The 25,183-nt window shown below is 70.8% G+C and carries 19 protein-coding genes, 2 tRNA genes and 1 pseudogene; 3 read left to right on the top strand and 19 right to left on the bottom strand.

Annotated elements, in window-relative coordinates; translation table 11 throughout:
- The first annotated feature begins 201 nt into the window (after window positions 1-201).
- Entirely contained in the window at window positions 202-2,331 is a 2,130-nt protein-coding gene (locus HRF36_RS10700) for a hypothetical protein (RefSeq protein ID WP_173209610.1), read from the top strand.
- 456 nt (window positions 2,332-2,787) lie between these two features.
- Here HRF36_RS10700 and HRF36_RS10695 read toward each other — a convergent pair.
- From HRF36_RS10695 to HRF36_RS10635, 13 genes are all read right to left on the bottom strand, one after another.
- A tRNA-Leu gene (locus HRF36_RS10695) sits at window positions 2,788-2,861 on the bottom strand.
- Between the two features lie 79 nt (window positions 2,862-2,940).
- Window positions 2,941-4,500: an FAD-dependent oxidoreductase gene (locus HRF36_RS10690; protein ID WP_173209607.1), complete on the bottom strand. Its 1,560-nt coding sequence runs from the start codon at window positions 4,498-4,500 to the stop codon at window positions 2,941-2,943.
- Window positions 4,501-4,539: 39 nt separating this feature from the next.
- Window positions 4,540-5,787 carry a S8 family serine peptidase gene (locus HRF36_RS10685; protein ID WP_371740111.1) on the bottom strand — a complete coding sequence of 416 codons (1,248 nt, stop codon included), beginning with the start codon at window positions 5,785-5,787 and terminating at the stop codon, window positions 4,540-4,542.
- Window positions 5,788-5,792: 5 nt separating this feature from the next.
- Window positions 5,793-6,350 carry a DUF501 domain-containing protein gene (locus HRF36_RS10680; protein WP_173209605.1) on the bottom strand — a complete coding sequence of 186 codons (558 nt, stop codon included), beginning with the start codon at window positions 6,348-6,350 and terminating at the stop codon, window positions 5,793-5,795.
- Entirely contained in the window at window positions 6,347-6,904 is a 558-nt protein-coding gene (locus HRF36_RS10675) for a septum formation initiator family protein (RefSeq protein WP_173209603.1), read from the bottom strand. Before HRF36_RS10675 ends, HRF36_RS10680 begins: the two co-directional genes overlap by 4 nt.
- 85 nt (window positions 6,905-6,989) lie before the next feature.
- Window positions 6,990-8,270, bottom strand: coding sequence for a phosphopyruvate hydratase (gene eno / locus HRF36_RS10670; RefSeq protein ID WP_173209602.1), 1,281 nt, complete (start codon window positions 8,268-8,270; stop codon window positions 6,990-6,992).
- A gap of 102 nt (window positions 8,271-8,372) precedes the next feature.
- Window positions 8,373-9,614 carry a histidine--tRNA ligase gene (gene hisS, locus HRF36_RS10665; RefSeq protein ID WP_173209600.1) on the bottom strand — a complete coding sequence of 414 codons (1,242 nt, stop codon included), beginning with the start codon at window positions 9,612-9,614 and terminating at the stop codon, window positions 8,373-8,375.
- Window positions 9,615-9,936: 322 nt separating this feature from the next.
- The gene (locus HRF36_RS10660; protein WP_173209598.1) at window positions 9,937-10,518 is read right to left on the bottom strand and encodes a TetR/AcrR family transcriptional regulator; all 582 of its coding nucleotides are present in this window, start codon (window positions 10,516-10,518) and stop codon (window positions 9,937-9,939) included.
- A 307-nt stretch (window positions 10,519-10,825) separates the two neighbouring features.
- Entirely contained in the window at window positions 10,826-11,629 is an 804-nt protein-coding gene (locus HRF36_RS10655; protein WP_173209596.1) for a MazG family protein, read from the bottom strand.
- A gap of 2 nt (window positions 11,630-11,631) precedes the next feature.
- Entirely contained in the window at window positions 11,632-15,243 is a 3,612-nt protein-coding gene (mfd, locus tag HRF36_RS10650; RefSeq protein ID WP_173210048.1) for a transcription-repair coupling factor, read from the bottom strand.
- 97 nt (window positions 15,244-15,340) lie between these two features.
- The gene (pth, locus tag HRF36_RS10645; protein ID WP_173209594.1) at window positions 15,341-15,931 is read right to left on the bottom strand and encodes an aminoacyl-tRNA hydrolase; all 591 of its coding nucleotides are present in this window, start codon (window positions 15,929-15,931) and stop codon (window positions 15,341-15,343) included.
- Window positions 15,932-15,990: 59 nt separating this feature from the next.
- On the bottom strand, window positions 15,991-16,626 hold the full coding sequence (locus HRF36_RS10640) for a 50S ribosomal protein L25/general stress protein Ctc (protein ID WP_173209592.1): 636 nt from the start codon (window positions 16,624-16,626) through the stop codon (window positions 15,991-15,993).
- 275 nt (window positions 16,627-16,901) lie between these two features.
- Entirely contained in the window at window positions 16,902-17,435 is a 534-nt protein-coding gene (locus HRF36_RS10635) for a gluconokinase (protein ID WP_371740110.1), read from the bottom strand.
- 199 nt (window positions 17,436-17,634) lie between these two features.
- On the opposite strand from HRF36_RS10635, the gene gndA reads away from it, so the two are divergent.
- The gene (gene gndA, locus HRF36_RS10630) at window positions 17,635-19,038 is read left to right on the top strand and encodes an NADP-dependent phosphogluconate dehydrogenase (protein ID WP_254281279.1); all 1,404 of its coding nucleotides are present in this window, start codon (window positions 17,635-17,637) and stop codon (window positions 19,036-19,038) included.
- A 409-nt stretch (window positions 19,039-19,447) separates the two neighbouring features.
- On the opposite strand, the gene HRF36_RS10625 is transcribed toward gndA, so the two are convergent.
- The 4 genes from HRF36_RS10625 to HRF36_RS10610 all read right to left on the bottom strand — a co-directional run bounded on the left by HRF36_RS10625 (window position 19,448) and on the right by HRF36_RS10610 (window position 22,679).
- Window positions 19,448-20,425 (bottom strand): ribose-phosphate diphosphokinase, encoded by a 978-nt coding sequence (locus tag HRF36_RS10625; protein WP_173209588.1) that lies wholly within the window; start codon window positions 20,423-20,425, stop codon window positions 19,448-19,450.
- A 41-nt stretch (window positions 20,426-20,466) separates the two neighbouring features.
- Window positions 20,467-21,900 carry a bifunctional UDP-N-acetylglucosamine diphosphorylase/glucosamine-1-phosphate N-acetyltransferase GlmU gene (glmU, locus tag HRF36_RS10620; protein WP_173209586.1) on the bottom strand — a complete coding sequence of 478 codons (1,434 nt, stop codon included), beginning with the start codon at window positions 21,898-21,900 and terminating at the stop codon, window positions 20,467-20,469.
- 126 nt (window positions 21,901-22,026) lie between these two features.
- Window positions 22,027-22,515, bottom strand: coding sequence for a DUF4126 family protein (locus tag HRF36_RS10615; RefSeq protein WP_173209583.1), 489 nt, complete (start codon window positions 22,513-22,515; stop codon window positions 22,027-22,029).
- A 92-nt stretch (window positions 22,516-22,607) separates the two neighbouring features.
- A tRNA-Gln gene (locus HRF36_RS10610) sits at window positions 22,608-22,679 on the bottom strand.
- 127 nt (window positions 22,680-22,806) lie between these two features.
- On the opposite strand from HRF36_RS10610, the gene HRF36_RS10605 reads away from it, so the two are divergent.
- On the top strand, window positions 22,807-23,301 hold the full coding sequence (locus HRF36_RS10605; protein WP_173209581.1) for a MarR family winged helix-turn-helix transcriptional regulator: 495 nt from the start codon (window positions 22,807-22,809) through the stop codon (window positions 23,299-23,301).
- Between the two features lie 43 nt (window positions 23,302-23,344).
- On the opposite strand, the gene HRF36_RS10600 is transcribed toward HRF36_RS10605, so the two are convergent.
- Window positions 23,345-24,679 (bottom strand): ABC-F family ATP-binding cassette domain-containing protein, encoded by a 1,335-nt coding sequence (locus tag HRF36_RS10600; RefSeq protein WP_371740141.1) that lies wholly within the window; start codon window positions 24,677-24,679, stop codon window positions 23,345-23,347.
- 11 nt (window positions 24,680-24,690) lie between these two features.
- Window positions 24,691-25,093 (bottom strand): annotated as a pseudogene (locus HRF36_RS16325) (ATP-binding cassette domain-containing protein); the annotation flags it as partial.
- Between the last annotated feature and the right edge of the window lie 90 nt (window positions 25,094-25,183).

The raw sequence follows: 25,183 nt of genomic DNA, 5'->3' as shown, positions 1-25,183 counted from the left end.
CTCCCTGCCCGCCGGGTGATCTCGGAGCAGACTCCCGACGAGCGGATCTCGGGGCGACTCCCCCGCGCCACGGATTGACTTGTACCCCGAGAACGGGCTGAATGGGTGACAGTGTTCGAGTCGCCGACCCTGCATCCCACGCGCCCGCCGACCCCTGTCGTCGGACGCCGCGTGGTCGCGCCGCGACGTGTACGGCGTGCCGTGTCGACCCTCGCCGCCGTCGCCCTCGGTCTCTCGCTCGCCCTCTCGGTCGGTGTGGCCGCCCGCGCCGCGGGCGACCCCGCGCGCACGCCCACCCCCGCGCCGTCGCTCGGCCGACCCGGCCCCGACCCGGTCGCACCCACCATCCGTGACGTCGGTGACCGCGACACCAACACCGTCGTGGTCGGCGGCACGGGCTCTGCCGGGGCGACCGTCCGGGTGCTCGACCCTCGGGTACCCAGCCGTGCCCTCTGTGAGGTGACCGTGCCCCCCGGCGATGCGACCAGCGCCTCCTGGTCGTGCCCGGTGGTGCTCGAGAACGGTGCCGACCAGACCCTCACGGTCCGCGACGTCACGAACTCGGCCGTGGTCGAGGACGCGGTCAGTGCTCCGTTCTCCTTGCTCGGGCCTCCTGCTGTCGAGGGCGGCCCCGCCGTCGGCGGCAAGATCACGGGCACCGCCTTCCCCGGTGCCCGGGTCGCCGTCGACGGAGGCGCGGCACCGGTCTCCGCGACGGCCGACGGCACCGGCGCGTGGTCGGTCGTGCTGCCGTCGACCACGTGGCCGACCGGCAGGTACACCGTGACGGCGTCGCAGTCCTCGGACTCGGTTCCCGCCGTGCCCCGGTCGGCGACCTCGACCGGCGTCGTCGTCACCATCGACCGGGACGCTCCCGCCGCACCCGTCGTCACCGCACCCCGGGCCGGTGAACGCGTCACCACGCAGCCGCTCACCTTCTCGGGCTCGGGAGAAGACGGCGCGACCGTCACCGCGTACGTGGACAGCGCTCCGGTCTGCCAGGCCACCGTCTCCGGTGGTGCATGGCGTTGCACGTCGTCGGACGCGGCGCTCTCCGCCGGGGTTCACGTCGTCCAAGCCGCGCAGATCGACGCATCGGCGAACGTCGGGCCGCCCAGCGCGGGCATCTCGGTCACCGTGGCATCGCTGGCGGCTGGACCCGCGCCTCCTTCCGCTTCGGCGGCACCCATCCCGGGGCCCGGGGCTACCGGTGACCCGGCCGTTCCGGCCGAACCGCCCGCCGAGGGGTCCGCAGCGCCCGTGCCCGGTGACGGCTCGGGCGGTACGTCGGGCGACGAAGGCGGCGGCCAGACGGACTCGACCACACCGGTGACCGGCAACTGGGCGGCGGCGACGACCTTCGGTCGCGACCTGCCCACCCTCGGCCAGGCCATGACCGGGACGGGATTGCTCCTCGCCCTCGGCCTCGCCGCCGCGTTCGTGCTGCTCGTGGTCGCGCCGTCGCGCCTGCTGGCCACGGCGTTGAGCGGTCGGCCGACGCCTCGTGGTCCGCGGCTCACGGGGCGGAACCGCCGTCGGGAACTCCCGACCTCGTTCTCGACCGCCACTCTCGACCCCCGCGTCGCCGCCGCGTTGACCGTCGCCGCCGGTGCCGCCGTGGTCGGGCTGGCGGCAGGCCTCGACGACGAGGTCCGCTCTGCGCGTCTCTTCGCCGGGATCGTGATCGGCGTCGCCCTCGTCAACCTGCTCACCGTCGTGGTCCCCACCCTGCTGGTGGCGCGTTCCCGCGGACGCGAGGCACGCGTTCGCATGTCACCGCGCCTCCTTCTCGTCGCCGTGGTCGCCTGCGCGGTCACGCGGCTGCTCGGTCTCGATCCGCCTCTCGTGCTCGGGGTCGTGCTCGTCGGCGGCATCGTCGCGGCTCCCGCGTCGACGGCGCCCCGAGGCCGGCGCAACGAATCGGACGATCCTCGCGAGGCGGGCATCCTGGCGCTCGCCCAGGTCGCCGTCCTGGCGGTCGTGGCTGCCGGGGCCTGGGCCGTCCACGGGGCCCTGCCTGCCACCGGGGGCTTCGTCACCGAACTCGCCCTCGAGACCACCGCCACGATCTGCCTGACCGGCCTGGGTTCCCTCGTGCTCGCTCTCGTACCGGTGGGCACACTGCCGGGTCGCATCATCTGGGACTGGTCGCGGCCGCTGCACGTGGCACTCACCGTGGTCGGCGTGGCGGCGGCCGCGGCGGTGCTCACGGGCGGCCCTTCGTCGTTCCCGGTCGGCGGGGTCTTCCTGGCGGCCACCTTGACCGCGGGCCTATGCGTCGCGGTGTGGCTCTGGACGTCCTTCGTCGAGGGGGACACGGACGAGGCCTGACCCGGCTCGACACCACCCCGGCTGGACGCGACCGCCCCTCACGCGGCGTCGCCTCTCTCGAGACACCCCAGCCGGGCACCGTGCCCCCCTCCGGCAACTCAGGAGAACCACCGACGAAGGCGCCCCTCAGAGGGCCGGCCGTGTCGATCACCTGAGTTGCCGACACGGCGTGGCCCGCGGTGCCGGCGGACGGCCGGGCGCCGGCGCAGGCGGCAACTCAGGAGAACAGCTGGGTTCCGCGCCGAATCACCCCCGCCCCACGCCGATCTCCTGAGTTGCCGACCCGGCACGGGGGCCGGTGCGCGGCCGGACGCGCGGGGACTTCGGAGGGGCCGGTCGGGTCAGGAGGCGCGGCTGCGGTCAGCGACGAGAGACCCGGTGCTCAGGGACGTGGAGAACCGCGTCGGGGCGGCGCCGCCTCGAGGTGGACGTCGCCGCACCCTCGCCGCGGGCAAGTGCCCCCGCAGGGACTCGAACCCTGACTGAAGCGATTTTAAGTCGCCTGCCTCTGCCGATTGGGCTACGGGGGCCCGGGCGACCAGCCTACGAGACAGAGATGCCCGCCACGCTGCAGGCAGCGGACGGGCACCCCGGACGTGTTCTCGCGGATCACTCGGAAGCGGACACCGTGTCGGTCTCTGCGGACTGGCCGGTGGCCGTCTTCTTCGCGGCGGGCTTGCGAGCAGGAGCCTTGCGCGCAGCCTTGGCGGCCGCCTCGCCGCCCTCGGCCGTGCCCTTCTTCGCCGTTCCGTCGTCTTCGACCGGGTTCGCGTACGCGGGCCCTGCCTCGCCGGCGGGCTGGCCCGCCCCCACGGATGCGGGAGAGGTCGCCTCGGCCGGCGCCTCGACAGCGGGCTTCGGACGCGAGGCGAACTCCTCGAAGGCCGCGCGGGGACGCTCGCGGTTGTCGAGAGAGACGATGTCGCGACCCAGCCAGAAGTTGTTCCACCAGCCGCCGACGACGCGGAACTTGCGCTCGAAGGAGGGCATCGCCATGCCGTGGTAACCACGGTGGGCGGCCCAGGCCGGGAAGCCCTTCATGGCGAACTTGCCACTCTGGAACACCCCGACGTTGAGACCGAGGCCGGCGACGGCGCCCAGGTTCTCGTGCTTGTAGTCGACGAGCCCCTCGCCACGGAGCGACGCGACGATGTTCTTCGCGAGGCGCTTGCCCATGCGGACCGCGTGCTGGGCGTTCGGCACGCAGAATCCCCCCACGCCCTTGCCGGTCAGGTCGGGCGTCGCGGCGACGTCGCCGCAGGCCCAGGCGTCGGGGACGACGGTGTCGCCGTCGACGATGCGCAGGTCGGCCTTGACGGTGATACGACCGCGCTGCTCGAGCGGGAAGTCCGTCCCGCGGACCATCGGGTTGGCCATGACGCCGGCCGTCCAGACGATGAGGTCGGACTCGAACGACTCACCGGTCGAGAGCTCGATCTTGCCGCCGACCGCCGACTGCAGCTGGGTGTCGAGGTGGACGGTGGCGGCGCGTTCCGCGAGGTTCTTCAGCACCCAGTGGCTCGTCTCGAGCGAGACCTCGGGCATGATTCGGCCCATCGCCTCGACGAGGTGGAAGTGGGTGTCGTCGATGGTGAGGTCGGGGTAGTTCTTCAGCAGGTCGCTGGCGAAGCTTCGCAGTTCGGCGAAGACCTCGATGCCGGCGAAGCCACCGCCGATCACGACCACCGTGAGGAGTCGGTCGCGCTCGGGACCGGCCGGCAGGTTGGCCGCCTTCTGGAAGTTCGTCAGCACCTTGTCGCGGATCGCGGCGGCTTCTTCGATGGTCTTGAGGCCGATGGCTTCGTCGGCGACGCCCGGGATCGGGAAGGTGCGCGACACGGCACCGGCCGTCATGACGATCTGGTCGTACTGCATCGTCCAGGCGTCACCCACCTCGGGCGTGATGGTGGCGGTCTTCGAGGCGTGGTCGACACCGGTGACCTTGGCCGTGACGACGTTCGTCTTCTTCAGGTGACGTCGCAGGGCGACGACCGCGTGACGCGGCTCGATCGAGCCGGCGGCCACCTCGGGCAGGAACGGCTGGTACGTCATGTACGGCAAAGGGTCGACGATCGTGACGTCGGCCTCACCCGCGCGCAGCCACTTCTCGAGCTTCCAGGCAGTGTAGAAACCGGCGTAGCCGCCGCCGACGATGAGGATTTTGGGCACGGCGAATGTCTCCTTGAGATGGGGGTGTCGCAGACGACCTTACCCCGAGCGCCGTGCGCGCCTGAACTGGCGGACGGCTCCGACCGCGACCAGGACGGCGGCTCCCCCGAAGACCGTGAAGACGATCAGGGGGATGCCCGTGGACCTCATGGTCTCGACGGTGGGCAAGAGGACCGCCAACGGCTGCCCCGGATCGGCCACCGGGGTCGGCACGGGGGCTTCCTCCGTCGGATTCGTCGCCGGGGCCGATGGCGCCGGTACGTCGGCACGTCGGTGCAGTCGGATCCACTCGGCCAGGTCGCCCATCGGGTTGGCGGCGACCGCGGGCACCGAGGCGGTCACGGCCGCCGCGGCGTCGACGAGCCCGTAGCCGTACAGAGGGTCGGGCGTCGCGGTGCCCTTCGGGGTGGCCGTCGCCACGACGCGGTTGATGACGTCGGCGGCGTCGAGCTCGGGGTGGGCGCTGCGCACGAGCGCGACGATGCCCGCGACGAGGGGGGTCGCTCCGCTCGTGCCGCTCCAGCTGTAGTGGACGTCGCCCGGGCCGACGCCGACGAGGTCCTCGCTCGGGGCGGCCACGCCGATCGTGATGCCCTGACTCGACGCGTCGAAGCTCGCCGTGCCCTGCCGGTCGACCCCGGCGACCGTGAGGACGCCCGGCATCGTCGCCGGGGCGCCCACCTCGGTCGTGCCGCTGCCGCGGTTGCCGGCCGCAGCGACGACGACGACGTCGTGCTCCATGGCGTAGAGGAAGGCGTCGTCCCAGCTGGTCGGCCAGTCCAAGGTGTTGCGGGTCAACGACATGTTGATGACGTCTGCCCCCGCGTCGACCGACCACCGCACCGCCCGGGCGATCTGGTCGTCGGAGTCCACCGCCGACGAGCCGAAGCCCACCGACACCGAGAGCAGGTCGGCCTCGGGCGCCACGCCGATCACGCCGTCGCCCGTTCCGGTCCCGCGGCCCGCGACCATCGACCCCACCAACGTGCCATGGTTCGGGTCGTCGCCGACCGGAGTCTGCCCGTCGGCCGAGCCGAGCCCCGAGACGTCGGTGCCGCCGACGACGGCACCCTGCAGTTCGCGGACGGACGAGTCGACTCCCGTGTCGATCACGGCGACGGTCGTCCCGGCGCCCCGCGTGGTCTGCCACGCCCGTTGGATGCCGTAGTCGGCGAGCCAGTACTCGGCGTCGCGGACCTGGTCGGCCGTCGCGGCCGAGGCCGGCACGACGGCCGCGACGAGGGCCCCCAGCACGACCGCCACCACGAACCCCCCGGAGCGGCGCACGTGCGTCAGGCTCCCCTGCCGACCACGGGAGCCTCGACGGAGGGTCGGTCGTCGGCGAGGTAGTCGGGGCACCGACACACGTCGGGGCTCCACGCGGCGCGCTCCAGGGCGAGGTCGCCGAAGGGATTGACGCCCGGTCCGGCGGCCAGCGCGTGGCCGACCAGAGCATGCAGGCACTTGACCCGCTCGGGCATGCCACCCGCCGTGACGTGGTCGATCTCGTCGACGTGCTCGATGCCCTCGCGGTCGGCGAGATAGGCCTCGTGCGCGGCCCGGTAGCCAGCGCGCAGGTCGGGATCGGACTCGAGCAAATCGGTGAACTCGGCCATCACCCCGGTGGCTTCGAGGGTCGAGACGGCGGCCGTGGCGCCGGGGTGGCACAGGTAGTAGAGCGTCGGGAACGGTGTTCCGTCGGTCAGGCGCGGCTTCGTCGCCACGACGGTGGGCGCGCCGCAGACGCAGCGGGCGGCGATGCCGATCACGTCGCGTGCCGGACGCCCGAGCTGGGCCGTCACGACGCGGACGTCGTCGTCGGTCACGGGATCGAAGGGGGGCGTGGTCACTGAGTGCCACCTGTCTGCTCGGATGTCGGGGCGGGCACCTGGCTGCCGCTGATGTCGGGGGCGACGAGTTCGGTCGCGGGATCGTCGCTCAGGCCGGCGTCGAGCACCGAGGCCGTCATGGCCGCCACCCAGTCGACCTGGGGCGTCTGCAACGAGTCGCTGATCGTCGTGCCGGTGCCCGGAGCCGTGCCGGGAGTCCGGGCCGCGTCGTCACCCATCACGAGGTAGCTGTACTCGCCGGGGTAGACGTAGAGCAAGCGGTCTCGGGCCTGTGCCTCGATGTACGCCGGATCGCTCCACCGAGCCACGTCTTCTTTCAACTCGTCGACGGAATCCTCTTGTTGCCGGACGTCGTCCTGGAGGGCAGCGATCTGCTGCTGCTGCTGGATCAGCGTGCGCAGCGAGGGCGCGAGGATGACGACGAACATGACGAGGATCACCAGCATGAGCACGCTGAACCCCGAGAACCGGATCGTGCGCAGCCAGTGGCCCGTCGGCGTCTCGCCGGCCGGCAGGGTCACCGGCACACGGCGGTTCGAGGTCTCACGGGGCATGCGACGAGCCTAAACGACGTCTCTGGGGAACGACGGAGGCCCGCCCCGCACGAGCAGGACGGGCCCCGAGGAGGCGCGGGTCGCGTCAGGCGGAGAAGCGCGGGAACGCGCCGTACCCGGCGTAGACCGCGGCGTCGCCGAGTTCTTCTTCGATGCGGAGGAGCTGGTTGTATTTCGCGACGCGCTCACTGCGGGCAGGTGCGCCGGTCTTGATCTGACCCGCGTCGGTCGCGACGGCGAGGTCGGCGATCGTGGTGTCCTCGGTCTCGCCGGAGCGGTGCGACAGGACGGTCGTGTAGCCGCTGCGCTGGGCGAGCGAGACGGCGTCGAGCGACTCGGTCAGCGTGCCGATCTGGTTGACCTTGACGAGGATCGAGTTGGCGGCGCCTGCCGTGATGCCCTTCGCGAGGCGTTCGGGGTTCGTGACGAACAGGTCGTCGCCGACGATCTGCGTCTTCGAGCCGATCTCGCTCGTGAGGTGCGCCCAGCCCTCCCAGTCGTCTTCGTCGAGGGGGTCCTCGATGGTGACGAGGGGGTACGACGCGACGAGGTCGGCGTAGTAGTTCGCGAGGTAGCCCGAGTCGCGCTTCTCGCCCTCGAAGGTGTAGCTGCCGTCGGAGTAGAACTCGCTCGAGGCCACGTCGAGGCCCAGGGCCAGGTCTTTGCCGGGGGTGAAGCCCGCCTTGGTGATGGCCTCGACGAGCAGGTCGAGCGCGGCACGGTTGCTGTCGAGGTTCGGTGCGAAGCCGCCCTCGTCGCCGAGCCCGGTCGAGAGGCCCTTGGCCTTGAGCTCGCTCTTGAGGGCGTGGTACGTCTCGGCACCCCACTGCAGCGCCTCGGCGAACGAGGAGGCCCCGATCGGCAGGATCATGAACTCTTGGATGTCGACGTTGCTGTCGGCGTGCGAACCGCCGTTGATCACGTTGAGCATGGGGACGGGCAGCGTGTGCGCGTTCGGGCCGCCCAGGTAACGGAACAGGGGCAGGTCGGCCGAGTCGGCCGCCGCACGGGCCACGGCCAGAGAGACGCCGAGGATGGCGTTCGCGCCCAGGCGCTTCTTGTTGTCGGTGCCGTCGAGCTCGATCATGGCCTGGTCGACGAGGCGCTGATCGGTGGCGTCGAGCCCCTCGACCTCGGGGCCGATCTCGTCGATGACGGCGGCGACCGCCTTGAGCACACCCTTGCCCAGGTAGCGGCTCTGGTCGCCGTCACGCAGCTCGTAGGCCTCGAAGGCCCCGGTCGATGCACCCGAGGGAACGGCCGCGCGCGACACCGTCCCGTCCTCGAGCAAGACCTCGACCTCGACGGTGGGGTTGCCCCGCGAGTCGAGGATTTCGCGGGCGCCTACGGCGTCGATTGCTGCCACTGGAGAGCTCCTTAGTAGTCGTTCGTCTGGGGACGCGAGGTCCGCGGCCCAGCTTAGCCGCGCCTCCTGCCCTGGTTCGTGGCGAGGAGTCGACGGCGGGGGTCAACCGATCGTGCGGATCTCGAGGTCGGCGGCCGACTCGCCGCCGCGCACCGTGACGAACCGGGTGAACCCCGCCGCCGCCAGGCCGTCGAGCTGATTGGTGAAGTTCTTGGCTTTCTTCTCGAGGCGCACACGTCGCTCACCGCCCGCCAACAGCTCGCGCTGCAGGGCGAGCACCTCGACCGGTTCGACCCTCTTGTCGTAGACCAGCGCCAACCCCGCGTCGTCGTCGGTCTCGAGCGTCACGAGCTCGACGAGCCGTTCGAACCCGAGGGAGAAACCGGCCGCGGGCACCTCGGTGCCGAGGAAACGGCCGATCATGCCGTCGTAGCGACCGCCGCCACCGAGCGAGTAGGGCACGTCGGGGTGGGCGATCTCGAAGATCGTCCCCGTGTAGTAGCCCATGCCGCGGACCAGCGTCGGGTCGAACCGGAGGGTCGCCCCCGGCAACGCGTCGCGGAGGGCGACCAGATCGGCGAACGCGGCCCGGTCGAGCCACGGAGCGTCGTCGCCCTCGCCGGTGGCCCACGAGGCCTCGGCCAGTTGCGCGAGCGCGTGGTCGAGGCCGGGAGTCGTGACGCCGAGGTCGACCAGCTCGGCCACGACGCCGTCGACGCCGACCTTGTCGAGCTTGTCGATGACGATCAGGGCCTGGTCGGTGAGAGTCTCGGGCACGGACCAGTGAGCGAGCATCGCCAGCAGGATGCGTCGGTCGTTCACCCGGATCGTCGTCCCGGTGAGCCCCAGGGCGTCGAGCACGGCGGTGGTGGCCTGGATCAGTTCGATCTCGGCCAGGGGCCCGGCCTCGCCCAGGACGTCGATGTCGCACTGGACGAACTGTCGGTAGCGCCCCTTCTGCGGCCGCTCGGCCCGCCACACCGGGGCGATCTGGACGGAGCGGAAGACCGCCGGCAGCTCGGCCCGGTGCGACGCGTAGAAGCGGGCGAGCGGCACCGTCAGGTCGAAGCGGAGCCCCAGGTCGGCCAGCCCGAGGACGCTCTCGGCGGACCGCAGGTCGCCCAGGTCGAGGCCCCGCCGGAGGACGGCGAAGACCTGCTTCTCGTTGTCACCCCCGAGACCCGAATGGAGGCGCGAGCTCTCTTCGACCACGGGCGTCTCGATCTCGTCGAAGCCGTAGGAGCGGTAGACGCCTCGGATGACCGAGAGGACGCCCTCGCGGCGCCTCTTGTCGGCGGGCAGGTGGTCGCGCATGCCGCGCGGCGGGTTGACGGGGGTCGGCATGATGACATCATCCCAGAGACGCCGGACACGGACTGCGGCAGCGACTTGCAGACATGTCACATTCTAGGTTATGCTCATCACAGGTGATCGGCGCAAATCGGGTTGCGTGCCGATCCCACCTCGAGGCCCTCCCTTCCCTGCGGTGAGGGCCCCGGGCCGGGTCGGGCGTTCTGCGCTCGGCCCGGCTCCGCCCTCGGCCCGACTCCGCCCTCTGCCCTCGGCAGAAGAGATCGGAGCACGCCCTTTGTCGCGGCGCTCGCCCACGCCAGGGTCGGCGCTACGAAAGGGTCAGCGCTGCCAAAAGATCAGCGCTGCCGAAAGATCAGCGCTGCGGAGAGCTCGCGACGAGAGTCTCGACCGCCTGCCCGTACGCCTCCGAAGCCCGACTCTCGTCACCCGAGACGATGGCGTCGTACTGCAGACCGAAGAGCGCGTCGACGAAGACCCGAGCGGCGACCTCGGCCTCCGCCGGCGCGACGCCGTTCGCCGCGACCCACGAGGCGACGTGGTCGACCCATCGGCCGACGGTCGCGCGGGCGGCACCGCCCGCATCGCCCGCGACGGTCTCGAGCAGGGCCGCCTCGAGTTCGAGCCGGTGCAGGTCTCGGCCGCGCTCGGTGGAGACGTCCTGCCAGACCTTCGCGAGGTGCTTCTCGAACGCCTTACGGTCGAGCTCGGCGACCGTGACGGCCAGAAGCCCGTCATTGCGGGCCACGACGGCGCGGACGATCTCGGCGATGAGCTCGGCCCGGTTGCCGAAGTGGTACACGAAGACGTAGGTGCTGACCCCGAGCGCCTCGGCCAGGGTGCGGAACGACACCGTGGCGAGCGAACGACCACGGAGGTGCTCGAGAATCTGCCCCAGCAGCTCGGGTTTACGGGTGGGGTCAGGCTTGCGAGGCATGCTGCCGCTCCTTCGTGCCGACGAGTCGTACTCGCCCTGCGCGGCCATCGTCGTCGTCGTAGTAGTGGACCATAACAGACGTCTGTCGTCGTCGACCGGCCTCACGATCGATGCTTCGGCGGAGCACGTGACACCCTCGTGAGCGGCACGACCGACATGTCGGCTTTTGACATGTCAACACGTGCCCCCTACATTGATGACACCACTTGGTTGCCGTCTGGCCGATGCCTTCGGGCCGGTCTCCTGGCGGCCGAGCGACGGGCCTCCCTGCTCATTCGGGTTGAGCAGGTGACGCCGAGGTGCCCCCTCATTCGGGTTGAGGGGGCACCTGCCCGACGGGGCCATTCGGCGACCTGGCGCTCGTCGACGCACCGGTCTCTTCGCGGCGGAGCAGCATCTCGCGCTCGCGCACGGCGGCCCGGAGGGCCCGCTCGGCGTCGATGCCCCGGTCGGTGGCCTCGTCGACCCGGGCGAGCAGATCCCTGCCCCACGCGAGCTCGCTCGCCTCTGGGGAGGCACCCGTACCACCCTGACCCGCGGATACGGCCGTCGGCGCATGCAGGTGAGGCCGAGAGGCGCCCGCCGTGGTCCGGCGAGAGTCGAGCTTCTGAGCCCTGGCGAGCGCTGGTTGCCCGACCGGGACACCGTCATAGACGCTCGTCCGACGCGACTTCTCGTCGGCTTTCGCCGCCGACCAGAGCCGGACGATGTCGTCGAGGCCGTCGGCGTGCTCGGCCCCGAACACGTGCGGGTGCCTCCGGACGGTCTTCTCGGTCACATCGTGGACGACGTCGGCGAGGTCGAACGCCCCCGAGGAGGCGCGGGCGGCGAGAGCGCTGTGCAAGACCACCTGGTACAGCACGTCCCCGAGCTCTTCGCGCAGGTCGTCCGAGGTGCCGTCCTCGATGGCCTCGACGAGCTCGTAGGTCTCTTCGACGAGGTAGGTCACGAGGGAACGATGAGTCTGCGTGCGGTTCCAGTCGCACCCGCCCTCGTCAGCGAGGAGGGCGTCCACCACGCCCACGAGTTCACCGAGCCGGGCACCGGCCCCGGGCTCGAGGCCGCCTCGCGCCTCCTCGTCTCGTGGGCCCTTCGCCTGACCGGTCGGCACGGTCAGCTCGCCGCGGCCGTGTCGGCCGCCGGACGGGCGACCGGAGCGGAGTAGATCGCCGACAGCAGCTGCTCGACCCAGACGATGAGCTCGTCGTCGGTCGGTGCCTGGCCGTGGGCCCGGGGCAGCGGGACGCTGACGGCGTTGGCCTGTGCGAACCAGCGGGCACCCGGGTACATGCGCTGCAGGCGGACCTGCATGCTGTCGGGGAGGTCGATGCCCGCGACCCTCAGGTTGCTGCCCATGACGACCACCTCGCTGAGACCCGCCTTCTGGGCCGCGCGACGCAGGCGGGAGACCTCTATCAAGGCCAGCACGGGTGCCGGCGGCTCACCGTAGCGGTCCGTGAGTTCGTCGAGAACCGAGTCGATCTGATCTTCGGTCGACGTGGGCGAGCTGGCCGTCGAGAGCTTCTGGTACGCCTCGAGTCGCAGGCGCTCGCTCTCGACGTACTCTTCGGGCACGTGGGCGTCGACCGGCAGTTCGAGCCGCAGCTCGGTCTGGCCCTCGGCGACGTCTCCGCGGAACGAACTGACGGCCTCACCGATCATGCGCAGGTAGAGGTCGAAGCCGACACCGGCGATGTGCCCGGACTGTTCGCCGCCCAGGAGGTTGCCCGCCCCGCGGATCTCGAGGTCTTTGAGGGCGACCTGCATGCCTGCACCGAGCTCGTTGTTGGCGGCGATCGTCTCGAGCCGGTCTTGTGCGGTCTCGCTGAGCGGTTTGTCGGCGTCGTAGAGGAAGTACGCGTAACCACGTTCGCGGCCGCGGCCCACGCGACCGCGCAACTGGTGCAGCTGGCTGAGACCGTACTTGTCGGCCCGGTCGATGATCAGGGTGTTGGCGTTGGCGATGTCGAGGCCGGTCTCGATGATCGTGGTCGAGACGAGGACGTCGAACTTGCGCTCCCAGAAGTCGACCATGACCTGCTCGAGGGTCGACTCGGCCATCTGACCGTGGGCGACGGCGACGCGGGCCTCGGGCACGAGTTCGGCGATCTGCGCCGCCACGCGGTTGATGCTCGCCACGCGGTTGTGCACGTAGAACACCTGCCCCTCGCGCAGCAGTTCGCGCCGGATCGCGGCCGCCTTCTGCCGGTCGCTCTCGGGGCCGACGAAGGTGAGGATCGGGTGGCGGTCTTCCGGTGGGGTGGCCAGGGTCGACATCTCGCGGATGCCGGTCACGGCCATCTCGAGGGACCGCGGGATCGGCGTCGCCGACATCGCCAGGATGTCGACGTTCGTCTTGAGCTTCTTGAGGGCGTCCTTGTGCTCGACGCCGAAACGCTGCTCTTCGTCGATGATCACGAGGCCGACGTCCTTGTACGAGATGCCCTCGCTGAGCAGTCGGTGCGTGCCGATGACCATGTCGACGGTGCCGTCGCCGAGCCCAGCGATCGTCTCTTTCGACTCTTTCGCGGTCTGGAATCGACTGAGGCTGCGGAGGTGCACGGGGAAGCCGGCGAAGCGATCGCTGAAGGTGTCGAAGTGCTGCTTCACGAGCAGCGTCGTCGGGACGAGCATGACGACCTGCTTGCCGTCTTGGATCGCCTTGAACGCGGCCCGGACGGCGACCTCGGTCTTGCCGTAGCCCACGTCGCCCGAGAGGAGGCGGTCCATGGGGATCGGGCGCTCCATGTCGGCCTTGATCTCGTCGATGGTCGTGAGCTGGTCCGGGGTCTCGGCGAACGGGAAGGCCTCTTCGAGCTCGCGCTGCCACGGGGTGTCGGGCGGGAACGCATGGCCCTTGCTCGCCATGCGGGCCGAGTACAACTTGACGAGCTCGACGGCGATGTCGCGGACGGCCCGGCGCGCCTTGCCCTTGGCGGCCGCCCAGTCGCCGCCGCCCATCTTGCTGAGCGAGGGGGCCTCGCCGCCCACGTACCGGCTGAGCAGATCGAGCTGGTCGGTCGGCACGTAGAGCTTGTCGCCGGGATAACCGCGTTTCGAGGGCGCGTACTCGAGCACGAGGTACTCGCGGGAATGCTTGACGGCGTTCTTGCCACCGCTCGACACCTCGCGACTGGTGAGTTCGAGGAACTTGCCGATGCCGTGGGTGGAGTGCACGACCACGTCGCCCGGCTTGAGCTGCAGGGGGTCGACGACGTTCTTGCGCCGGGTGGCGAGCTTCTTGACCTGACGCGAGTCGTAGTTGGCCGACCGGCCGTAGAAGTCGGACTCGCCGAGGACGGCGATCTTGGACTCGATCAGTTCGAAGCCGGCCTCGACCCCACCGGCCACGAGGTGCACGACGCCGGGTTCGAGGGTCTCGGGCAGGGCGTCCTCGAGGCGCGCCGCCACCTCGCGCTCGGCGAGCACGTCGCGAGCCCGCTCGACCAGGCCGGTGCCGCGGGCCGTGACGACGACGGCCCAGCCGTCGCGCACTCGCTCGACGACGTGCTCGAGCGCCCCCTCGGCGTGGCCGCTGAAGCTCGGCACGACGGCGGCGTCGACCCGCACGTAGTCGCCGGCCGAGGCGACGGCCTCGTCGTCGGACAGGACCTCGCCCGAGTCGAAGCCGCTCATCGTGAACCACGACCGGTCGCCGGCCGCCTCGCGCAGGTCACGCAAGCTGAGGAAGTCACCCGAGTCGAGGTCGATCGGGGCCTCGGCCCCGGCCGTGGCGGCGTTCCAGGCCGCGGACAGGAACTCGCGGTTCGTCTCGGCCAGGCTCTGCGCGCGCGACACGACCCGTTCGGGCGAGAGCACGGCGATGGAGGCGCCGGCCGGCAGGTAGTGCGTCACCGGCACCAGCCGGTGCACGAGCGCGGGAGCCAGGCTCTCCATGCCCTCGACCGGGATGCCCTCGGCGATCTTGGCCAGCATCTGGGAGAGGCTGGGGAACTCGTGCTGCATCTCGCGGGCGCGTTGACGGACGGCTTCGGTGAGCAGCATCTCGCGGCTCGGCGGGAGCTCGACCGAGGTCACCTCGCCGTCGAGGCTGCGTTGATCGGCGACCGAGAAGCGACGGATCTGGTCGACCTCGTCACCGAAGAAGTCGACTCGGACGGGGTGTTCGGCCGTGGGCGGGAACACGTCGAGGATGCCGCCGCGGACGGCGAACTCGCCCCGTCGGGTGACCATGTCGACCCGGGCGTAGGCCAGGTCGACGAGATGCACGGCGATGCCGGAGAGGTCGTGGCCTCGCTCACCGACGGTGAGCCGCACGGGGTCGAGGTCGACGAGGTTGTCGCTGAGCGGCTGGAGAGCCGCGCGCACGCCGGCCACCACGACGATCGGCCGCACGGTGCCCGGCGCCTCGGCCGCCTCGCGCCGCCAGGTGGCGAGGCGCCGCAGGGCGTGGATGCGCTTGCCGACCGTCTCGGCGCTGGGACTCAGTCGTTCGTGCGGCAGGGTCTCCCACGCGGGGAACTCGATGATCTCGGCCTCGGGCAGGTAGCTGGCGAGCGACCCGCGGACCGCCTCGGACTCACGGCCCGTCGCCGTGACGACCAGCATCGCCTGCGGGCCCTCACGCCGATCGAGCAGGCCCGCCAGCAGCGGAACGCGGAGGCCGTCCACGACCGAGAAATCCGTGCTGCGTGCGGCCCTGTCGAGGGCAGCAGAAAACGTGGAGGCGCGCGAGAGCGCCTTGATCAAGCCCGCGAGTATCACCCGCACGATGTTACGCGGCACCACCGACACCTCGGCCGGGGTTCGCTCTGGGCGACACCCGCGGCGAGCCCGGCTGGTCAGGCCGGGGTGTGGCGGTTCAGCTCTTCGCGGTGTGGAACTTCAGCTGCGCCGCCGTCAGCCCGTCGGTCGTGATCATCTCGACGGCATCAGCGGCGTCGCCGAGCAGGAACGGCAGCTCTTTGCGCTCGGTGGACGAGAAGTCCTTGAGGACGAAGTCGGCGGCCGGTTGACGCCCGGGCGGACGGCCGATGCCGACACGCACGCGGGTGAACTCGTTCGAGCCCGTCGCCGCGATGATGTCGCGCAAGCCGTTGTGCCCACCGTGGCCACCGCCGTGCTTGAGCCGGACGACGTCGAAGTCGATGTCGAGCTCGTCGTGGACGACGATCAGTCGCGACACGTCGAGGTCGTAGTACCGCAGCAACGCCTGCGTCGGACCGCCCGAGACATTCATGAAGGTGGCGGGCTTGGCCAGCACGAGCCGAGGGCCGCCGGGAGCTGTGCGCCCCTCGGCGACCGTCGCGTTCGTGCGGTGGTTCTTGAAGCCGGCGGACAGACGGTCGGCCAGTTCGGCCAGCACCATCTGCCCGACGTTGTGCCTGTTGCCGGCGTAGCCGGGCCCGGGGTTGCCGAGCCCGACCACGAGCCACTGGTCGTCGAGTGCCATCGTCTTGGTCGTCGTTCTCTCAGTGGGTCTGCGCCGGCAGGGTGTTCGGGTGTCCCGTGTTACTCGGAGCGCTCTTCGTCTTCGATGGACTCGACGTCGCCCTCGGCTTCGGCGGCCTCGCCGTCCTCGTCCGACACGGCGTCGGTCGTGAGGTCAAGCTGGGGCACCGAGATGGCGAGCACGAGGGTCTCGGGCTCGCTGACCAGGGTGGCGCCCTTAGGCAGCACGAGGTCGGCGGCCGTGACCTGGGCGCCCTCTTCGAGGCCCTCGATCGAGACGACGACGTTCTGCGGGATGTGCGTGGCCTCGACCTCGAGCTCGACGGCGTTGAGCTCGAGGACGTGGATCGTGCCGGGAGCCGACTCGCCCTCGACGTGCACGGGCACCTCGACGGTGACCTTCTCGCCCTGGCGGACGACGATGAGGTCGATGTGCTCGATGGTCTGCTTGACCGGGTCGCGCTGGATGTCCTTCACCAGGGCGAGCTGGTTCGTGCCCTCGATGTCGAGCGTGATGACGGCGTTGGCGCGACGCGTGATGAGCATCGTCTCGTGGCCGGGCAGCGTGACGTGCTGGGGGTCGGTGCCGTGGCCGTAGATGACCGCGGGGATCTGGTCCTTCGCGCGGATCTTGCGGGCCGCGCCCTTGCCGAAGCTGGTGCGCACGAGAGCGCTGAGGGTGTTCTGGTCGGACATGTCGTCTCCTTGCAGGGGCCGCGAGGGCCCGGGGGTGTGTGGTCGGTGTCAACTCGAACGCGCATCGCGTGAGGAAGGACCCGCAACCCGAGGGGCGCCGCCCGAGGGACGATCACCGCTGCACGAGTGGTGCCTGAGCACCGAGCGCCTGCCTACCGCGTCGATCACGGGTGCCGGAGCACCCCTCGCCGAGGTTCAGCTGCCCAGGTTACACGTCGGCCGGGCGTGTCGCCAACCCGCGCCTCCTCGGCTCGGGCGCCCCCGAGGACGCCGGGTCAGTGCTCGAGCTCGCCGCCGCGCACCGCTCGGAGGTGGGCGACGACGGCCGCCACGACCTCGTCGGGGCCGGGGCGCACGTCGACCTCGAAGCCGGCCTCGTCCTCGGTCAACGGCTCGAGGGTCGCGAACTGCGACTCCATCAGGCCGGCCGGCATGAAGTGCCCCTTGCGCTCTCGCTGCCGACGCGCGACCAGGTCGCGCACGCCCGTCAGGTGGACGAACCGGAGGCGCGGATCGCCTTCGCGCAGGACGTCGCGATACGCCCTCTTCAACGATGAGCAGGCCACCACGACCGACTCGTCGCCTGCCGCAGCGATGCGATCGGCGACGATGCGCAACCACGGCCAGCGGTCGGCGTCGTCGAGAGGGTGCCCCTCGGCCATCTTGAGCCGGTTGGCCTCGGGGTGCAGGTCGTCGGCGTCGACGAACGGGATCTCCAGTGTCTCGGCCAGCAGCTCGCCCACCGTCGACTTGCCCGATCCGGAGACCCCCATCACGACGACGGGCGGGAAGGAAGCTGCTTGGGTCACGGTGTCCTCGGGGTCTTCTCGGCGGCGGGCGCCGGGTCGCGGCACGTGCCCGGAGAGCCTACCCACGACCTGCGGCGCGGCACCTGGACGGCAGCCCGGCCGGGCGGCATATGGTCGGTCCGTTCCCTACCGACAAGGAGGCACCGTGGCTGAACACGGAGGACCACAGGCAAACATCGGAGTCGTCGGCCTGGCCGTCATGGGCTCGAACCTGGCGCGCAACCTCGCCAGCCGCGAGGGCAACACGGTGGCGGTCTACAACCGCTCCCCGGAGCGCACCGACACCCTGATGGACGAGCACGGCGACGCGGGGTTCATCCCGTCGAAGTCGATCGAGGACTTCGCGGCCTCCCTGCAGAAGCCGCGCACCGCCATCATCATGGTGCAGGCCGGTCGCGGCACCGACGCCGTCATCGACCAGCTCGCCGACGCCTTCGACGAGGGCGACATCATCGTCGACGGCGGCAACGCGAACTTCCAGGACACGCGACGTCGCGAGGCCGCCTTGAAGGAGCGCGGACTCAACTTCGTCGGCGCCGGCATCTCGGGTGGCGAGGAAGGCGCCCTGAAGGGACCGTCGATCATGCCCGGCGGCTCGAAGGAGGCCTACGAGACGCTCGGTCCGATCCTGGCGTCGATCGCGGCCGTGGCCGAGGGCGAACCCTGCGTCACCCACGTGGGCGCCGACGGCGCGGGCCACTTCGTCAAGATGATCCACAACGGCATCGAGTACGCCGACATGCAGCTCATCGCCGAGTCCTACGACCTGCTGCGACGCGTCGGTGGCCACGATCCCGCCGCCATCGCCGCGGTCTTCGAGGAGTGGAACAAGGGCGAGCTCGAGTCGTACCTGATCGAGATCACGGCCGAGGTCCTCCGCCAGACGGACGCCAAGACCGACGGCCCGCTCGTCGACTCCATCGTCGACCAGGCCGGTTCGAAGGGCACGGGCGTCTGGACGGTGCAGAACAGCGTCGGGTTGGGCGTGCCGGTCGGTGGCATCGCCGAGGCCGTCTTCGCCCGCGCCGTGTCGTCGAAGCCCGCCCAACGCTCGGCCGTGCAGCAGACCCTGCAGGGGCGGCCCGAGATCCAGGAGGCCGGCGACGGTTTCGAAGACGACGTGCAGAAGGCGCTCTACGCCTCGAAGATCGTCGCCTACGCGCAAGGCTTCGACGCGATCATCGCCGGAGCCGACGAGTACGACTGGGACATCGACAAGGGCGCCATCGCCAAGATCTGGCGCGGAGGGTGCATCATCCGCGCGCAGTTCCTCAACCGCATCGTCGACGCCTACGAGAAGGACGCGTCGATCGCGACCCTGCTCGAGGACGACTACTTCGCCGCAGCCGTCCGCGACGGCGAGGAGGCGTGGCGCCGCATCGTCGCCAAGGCCGCGCTGTCGGGCATTCCCGTACCCGGATTCGCGTCGGCACTGTCGTACTACGACTCGCTCGCGTCCGAACGCCTGCCCGCCTCGCTCATCCAGGGGCAGCGCGACTTCTTCGGGGCCCACACCTACCAGCGCGTCGACGAGGAGGGCACGTTCCACACCCTCTGGTCAGGCGACCGGTCCGAGATCGAGACGGAGCCGTCGACCCACTGAGAGATCCCCGGGGACGCCCACCGCGCCTCCCGGGTTCTGACGGGCCTGCCCGTCGATGCGATGCCGCTGCGGCGGCGTGTGTCGGCGGGCAGGCCCGTCTCGTGTCCGGGCGCGGCCCGTCGTGTCGGCGCGGCGGTCCTGCGTCGACGACTCAGGAGAACGCCCCACCGGACCGGGCGCAGGAGGCGCGGCGCAGCCGAACTCCTGAGTTGCCGACGCGACAGGCGAGCCCGGCGCGTTCAACCCCCGGCCCGCACGATCCGGACACGACCTGCACACGCCCACCCACCCCACGTCGAGGACTCAGGAGAGCGGCCGACCGCGCAGCCCGTAGGAGGCGCGGTGCAGCCGAACTCCTGAATTGCCGACCACGAGGGGCGGGCCACGGCGGGCCGGGTTCGCCGGTGGGTCAGGCGGCGCCGTCGAACATCGAGGTGACCGAACCGTTGTCGAAGACCTCGTGGATCGCGCGGGCGATCAGCGGGGCGATCGGCAGGATCTCGAGCTTGTCGAACTTCTGGTGCTCGGTCAGCGGCAGGGTGTCGGTCACGACGACCGAGTCGATGAAGTCGCTGTTGAGGATCTCGGGTGCAGGGTCGCTGAACACCGCGTGGGTCGCGGCGACGACGACACCGATGGCGCCGGCGGCCTTGAGGGCCTCTGCCGCCTTGACGATGGTGCGCCCGGTGTCGATCAGGTCGTCGACCAACAGGCAGACGCGGCCCGAGACGTCGCCGACGATCTCGTGGACCGTGACCTGGTTCGGTACCAACGGGTCACGACGTTTGTGGATGATCGCGAGGGGGGCGTCGAGCTTCTCGCTCCAGATGTCGGCGACGCGCACGCGGCCCATGTCGGGCGACACCACGGTCAGGGTCGTGTTGTCGAGCTTGGCGCGGAAGTGCTCGAGCAGGACCGGCATGGCGAAGAGGTGGTCGACCGGACCGTCGAAGAAGCCCTGGATCTGCGGGGCGTGCAGATCGACGCTCATGATGCGGTGCGCACCGGCCGCCTTGAAGAGGTCGGCGACGAGTCGGGCCGAGATCGGCTCGCGCCCACGGCCCTTCTTGTCTTGGCGGGCATAGGGGTAGAACGGCGCCACGACCGTGATGCGCTTGGCCGAGGCGCGCTTCAGCGCATCGACCATGATCAGCTGTTCCATCAGCCATTCGTTGATGGGAGCCGAGTGCGACTGGATGACGAAGGCGTCCGAGCCACGGACGCTCTCGTCGAAGCGGGCGTAGAGCTCGCCGTTGGCGAAGGTGCGGGCGTCGGTCGGGATCAGCTCGCTGCCGAGCTCGGCGGCGATCTGGTTGGCCAGTTCGGGGTGCGCACGCCCCGAGATCAGGACGAGTCGATTCTCGCCGGTGATCTTGATTCCGGACACGTCACTCGCTCTCCGGCCCCGAGGGGCCAACCCGACCGGGTTCAGTCGGTCGTTCGTTCGGCACGAGCGGCGGCCTCGGCAGCCGCCGAGCCGGGGCGGTTCGCCTCGACCCATCCGCTCGCATTGCGCTGTGGAGCGATGCTCAACGCCAGGGCACCGGCCGGCACGTCTTTGCGGACGATCGTTCCGGCGCCTGTGTACGCTCCGTCGCCAATCCTAACGGGGGCGACGAAGACGTTGTGCGACCCGGTGCGGACGTGTGACCCGACCTCGGTGCGGTGCTTGTTCACGCCGTCGTAGTTGGCCGTGATGGTCCCGGCGCCGATGTTCGACCCCTCGCCCACCTCGGTGTCGCCCACGTAGCTGAGGTGCGGCACCTTCGACCCGGCGCCGATCTGCACGTTCTTCGTCTCGACGAACGTGCCGATCTTGCCGTCGGCCGACAGCAGGGTGTTGGGCCGCAGGTACGCGAACGGACCCACGGAGGCGCGGGCACCGATCACCGCGAGGGTCGCGTCGGTGCGCTTCACCGTGGCCCCCTCGCCCACCTCGGTGTCGACGAGGGTGGTGTCGGGGCCGACGACCGCGCCCGCGGCGATGTACGTCGCACCGCGCAGCTGGGTGCCCGGCAGCAGTTCGACATCGGGGCTGAGGGAGACGTCGCGGTCGATCCAGGTGGTCTGCGGATCGAGGATCGAGACGCCTTCGCGCTGCCAGTGCTCGACGATGCGGTCGTTCAGGCGACGAGCCGCGGCGGCGAGCTGCACGCGGTCGTTGATGCCCTCGAGACGCCAGGTCTCGTCGATCGCCCGGGCGGCGACGACCTCGCCGGCGCCGGTGAGCAGGCCGACCATGTCGGTGACGTACTTCTCGTTCTGCGCGTTGGCCGAGCCGATGCGGGGCAGGTGGGTGCGCAAGGCGGCGACCGTGAAGACGTAGGTGCCCGAGTTGATCTCGCGGACGGCACGCTCGTCGTCGGTGGCGTCCTTGTGCTCGACGATGCGGTCGACGTCGCCCGACCCACGACGGACGACCCTCCCGTAACCGGTGGCGTCGGGCAGGACGGCGCTCAGCAGCGTGGCCGAGGCGGAGGCGGCGCGGTGCTGGTCGAGCAGGGCGCTGAGCGTCGCGTGGTCGAGGAAGGGCACGTCGGCGCTGACGACCACGACGTCGCCGGTGAACTCGGCGGGCAGCGCCTCCACCGCTTGCTCGACCGCACGACCGGTGCCGGGCACGTCGTCCTGGTCGACGACGAGCGCGTGGGGGGCGGTGTCGAGCACGCTCGCGACGACGAGGTCTCGCTCGTGTCGAACGACGGCGACGAGGTGGTCGGGCTGCAGGGCGCCGGCGCTCTCGAGGACGTGCTGGATCAGAGGCAGCCCGGCGAGACGGTGCAGCACTTTCGGGGTCGACGACTTCATGCGGGTGCCCTGCCCTGCAGCGAGGACGACGACGGCGAGCTGGCGTTCGGGCATGGTGCTCCTAGGTGGGGTGTGGCGCGTGATCTCCGTCGATCCTCGCACGACAGTCGCCCCGGCCCCGGGACGCCCGCCCGGTGTGGGGACGGCGGCCCGACGGTGACCCGGTGGGGACGAGTCGAGTCAGCTCGACCGGACCACGGCGACCGAGCCCGAGATCGCGACCGCGTCCTCGGCGAGCGCCACGACGGTGTCGGGCAGTCCGGTCTTCTCGACCACGGCCTTCCGCGCCCGGTAGAAGAACCAGCTGACGAGGAGGGCACCCAGGGCACCGGCGATCGCGCCGGCGACGGGGGTGCCGCGACGGCCAGTACCGGCCATCGCGACACCCCCGACGGCGCCGGAGACAGCCCGTCCGAACAGCGGCCCGGCACCGACCCGGCTCGGCGTGGCGGGCAGCTTGTCGCCGACGAGTTCGCCGAGGCCGGCGGCCACGAGGGCACCGCGACCGAGGGATGAGCGGAACAGGCGCCAGCGCTGCCAGCCACCCCGCGCCTCCCGGGTGTCGTGGTTCAGGGCGAGGACGGCGAGCGGCGTCGCCGAGCGCGACCCGCTGAGGGCACCGAGCAGGGCGGCACGGAGGAGGGGCGGCACGGAGCCGGTCTTCGACATGGCGGTGGTCCTCGTCGTCGGGCGGACGCCGGGGCGTCCACGGTCGGGGCGGGGCGGACCGTCGAGGCGACCACGATCTGCAGTCTCGAGGGCTCCGCCACCAGGATTCGAACCTAGACCTAACAGCTCCAAAGGCTGTCGTGCTGCCGTTACACCATGGCGGACCGCGCGTGCGCGCCGGACCATTCTGCCAGACCTCGGCCCGACCGAAGCGCCCTCGGGAGGCGAGGCGCCCGCCGGCCCGTACCCGCGCCTCCCGCGTCCGGCGACGGCCTCGGGCATGATGGGCGGATGCCCGAGCAGGACGAGGTCGACCGGATCGTCGAGGCGTGGCGCCACGAGCGTCCCGACCTCGACTTCGCACCGCTGCACGTGCTCTCCCGTGTGGGCCGGCTCTCGAAGCACCTCGATCGGGCCCGACGTGAGGCGTTCCAGGCCAGCGACCTCGAGTCGTGGGAGTTCGACGTGCTGTCGGCGTTGCGCCGCGCGGGCGAGCCGTACCAGCTCAGCCCGAAGACGTTGTTGCAGCAGACCCTCGTGTCGAGCGGCGCGATGACCAACCGCATCGACCGGCTCGTGGCCCGCGGGCTGGTCGAGCGGCGCACCGACCCCAACGACGGCCGAGGCATCCTCGTCACGATGACGCGCGAGGGACGCCGAGCGGTCGACGCGGCGATCGAACGACTCGTCACGGCCGAGGGCACGCTGCTCAGCGACCTCAGCGACGACGACCGCCGCCGATTGACCGACCTGCTGCGCACACTGAGCCTCACGCTCGGCGGCTGAGCCGACCGGCCGCGACCGGCCCGCCCGCTCGGCCCGCCCGGCCCTAGGCCAGCAGCTCGCTCAGCTCGAGCCAACGCACCTCGAGCTCGCCCGTCTTGTGGTCGAGCGCCGTCAGCTTCGCCTGCAACGCGGCCAGGCCGTCGAAGTCGGACTGGTCGAACGAGGCGAACTGGGCCAGCAGCACCTCGCGCTCGCCCGACGCCTTGGCCAGCTTGCGGTCGATCGACCCGAGCTCCTTCTCGGCGTTGCGCTTCTCGGCCCCCGACAGGCCCGAGGCGGCGGCCGAGGCCGCGACCGAGGCCGACGCCCCCTGGACGGCCGTCGGGCGGTCGGTCGCGCCTCCTTGGTTCTGGGTCGCCTCGCGACGCAGCTGGAGGTACTGGTCGACACCACCGGGCAGGTGCCGGAAGCGGCCTTCGAGCACCGCGTACTGCTGGTCGGTGACGCGCTCGAGCAGGTACCGGTCGTGCGACACGACGAGCAGGGTGCCGGGCCAGCCGTCGAGGAGGTCCTCCATCGCGGCGAGCATGTCGGTGTCGAGGTCGTTGGTGGGCTCGTCGAGGATCAGCACGTTCGGCTCGTTGAGCAGGATGAGCAAGAACTGCAGGCGACGCTTCTGCCCGCCCGACAAGTCCTTGATCGGGGTCTGCAGCTGGGCGCTGGTGAAGCCGAGGCGCTCGAGCAGCTGCCCCGGCGTCATCTCTTTGCCGCCCGTGACGTACGAGGTGCGCTGTCGGCCGATGACGTCGTTGACCCGCTCGTGCGCGACCTCGTGCAGGTCGGCGAGCTGCTGGTCGAGGATCGCGAACTTGACCGTCTTGCCCTGCTTCACGCGCCCCTCGGTGGGCTCGATGGCGCCGGTGACCACCTTGAGCAGCGTCGACTTGCCGGCACCGTTGACGCCGAGCACACCGGTGCGCTCCCCCGGGGCGATGCGCCACTCGACGCCCTGCAGCACGCGCTTGTCTCCGAACGAGACACCGACCTCGACGAGGTCGACGACGTCCTTGCCGAGTCGCGCGGTCGCCATCTGCGACAGTTGCACCGCATCGCGGACAGGCGGCTCGTCGGCGATCAGCTCGTTGGCGGCGTCGATGCGGAACTTGGGCTTGGTCGACCGCGCCGGGGCGCCACGACGGAGCCAGGCGAGCTCTTTGCGCATGAGGTTCTGACGCTTCGCCTCGGACGCCGAGGCCATGCGGTCCCGCTCGACGCGCTGCAGCACGTAGGCCGCGTAGCCGCCCTCGAAGGGTTCGACGATGCCGTCGTGGACCTCCCACGTGTCGGTCGAGACCTCGTCGAGGAACCACCGGTCGTGGGTCACGACGACGAGCGCGCCCGAGTTCGTCGACCACCGGCGCGAGAGGTGCTGCGCCAGCCAGGCGACGCCCTCGACGTCGAGGTGGTTGGTGGGCTCGTCGAGGAACAGGACGTCCCAGTCACCGACGAGGAGGGTCGCGAGGGCCACGCGTCGACGCTGGCCACCGGAGAGGTCCTCGACCCGGGCCTCCCACGGGATGTCGGTGGCGAGCCCCGAGATGACGTCGCGGATGCGCGCGTCGCCCGCCCACTCGTGCTCGTCACGGTCGCCGACGATCAGGCTGCCGACCGTGGCGCCCTCGGGCAGCACGTCGCGCTGGTCGAGCATGCCGATGGTCAGGCCGCGGCGGGTCGTCACGCGGCCGTCGTCGGGTTCGAGTCGACCGGCGAGCACCGACATGAGCGTCGACTTGCCGTCACCGTTGCGGCCGACGACGCCGATGCGGGAGCCCTCGTCGATGCCGAGGGTCACCCCGTCGAGGACGACCTTGGTCGGGAATTCGAGACGGAGGTTTTCTGCGCCGAGTAGATGAGCCACCAGAGAAGCGTAGACGGCCCGGGC

Origin of the sequence: Frigoribacterium sp. VKM Ac-2836, assembly GCF_013248995.1 — a bacterium.
Taxonomy (GTDB): domain Bacteria; phylum Actinomycetota; class Actinomycetes; order Actinomycetales; family Microbacteriaceae; genus Frigoribacterium.
This window is presented reverse-complemented; position numbering and strand designations above follow the sequence as displayed.

What these genes read in the sequence shown, in the direction of transcription:
- HRF36_RS10675 (WP_173209603.1), bottom strand. Translation starts at nt 6,904, where the DNA reads ATGCCCCGTGAGACCTCGAACCGCCGTGTGCCGGTGACCCTGCCGGCC.
- hisS (WP_173209600.1), bottom strand. Translation starts at nt 9,614, where the DNA reads ATGCCGACCCCCGTCAACCCGCCGCGCGGCATGCGCGACCACCTGCCC.
- HRF36_RS10660 (WP_173209598.1), bottom strand. Translation starts at nt 10,518, where the DNA reads ATGCCTCGCAAGCCTGACCCCACCCGTAAACCCGAGCTGCTGGGGCAG.
- pth (WP_173209594.1), bottom strand. Translation starts at nt 15,931, where the DNA reads ATGGCACTCGACGACCAGTGGCTCGTGGTCGGGCTCGGCAACCCCGGG.
- HRF36_RS10640 (WP_173209592.1), bottom strand. Translation starts at nt 16,626, where the DNA reads ATGTCCGACCAGAACACCCTCAGCGCTCTCGTGCGCACCAGCTTCGGC.
- gndA (WP_254281279.1), top strand. Translation starts at nt 17,635, where the DNA reads ATGGGCTCGAACCTGGCGCGCAACCTCGCCAGCCGCGAGGGCAACACG.
- glmU (WP_173209586.1), bottom strand. Translation starts at nt 21,900, where the DNA reads ATGCCCGAACGCCAGCTCGCCGTCGTCGTCCTCGCTGCAGGGCAGGGC.
- HRF36_RS10615 (WP_173209583.1), bottom strand. Translation starts at nt 22,515, where the DNA reads ATGTCGAAGACCGGCTCCGTGCCGCCCCTCCTCCGTGCCGCCCTGCTC.
- HRF36_RS10605 (WP_173209581.1), top strand. Translation starts at nt 22,807, where the DNA reads ATGCCCGAGCAGGACGAGGTCGACCGGATCGTCGAGGCGTGGCGCCAC.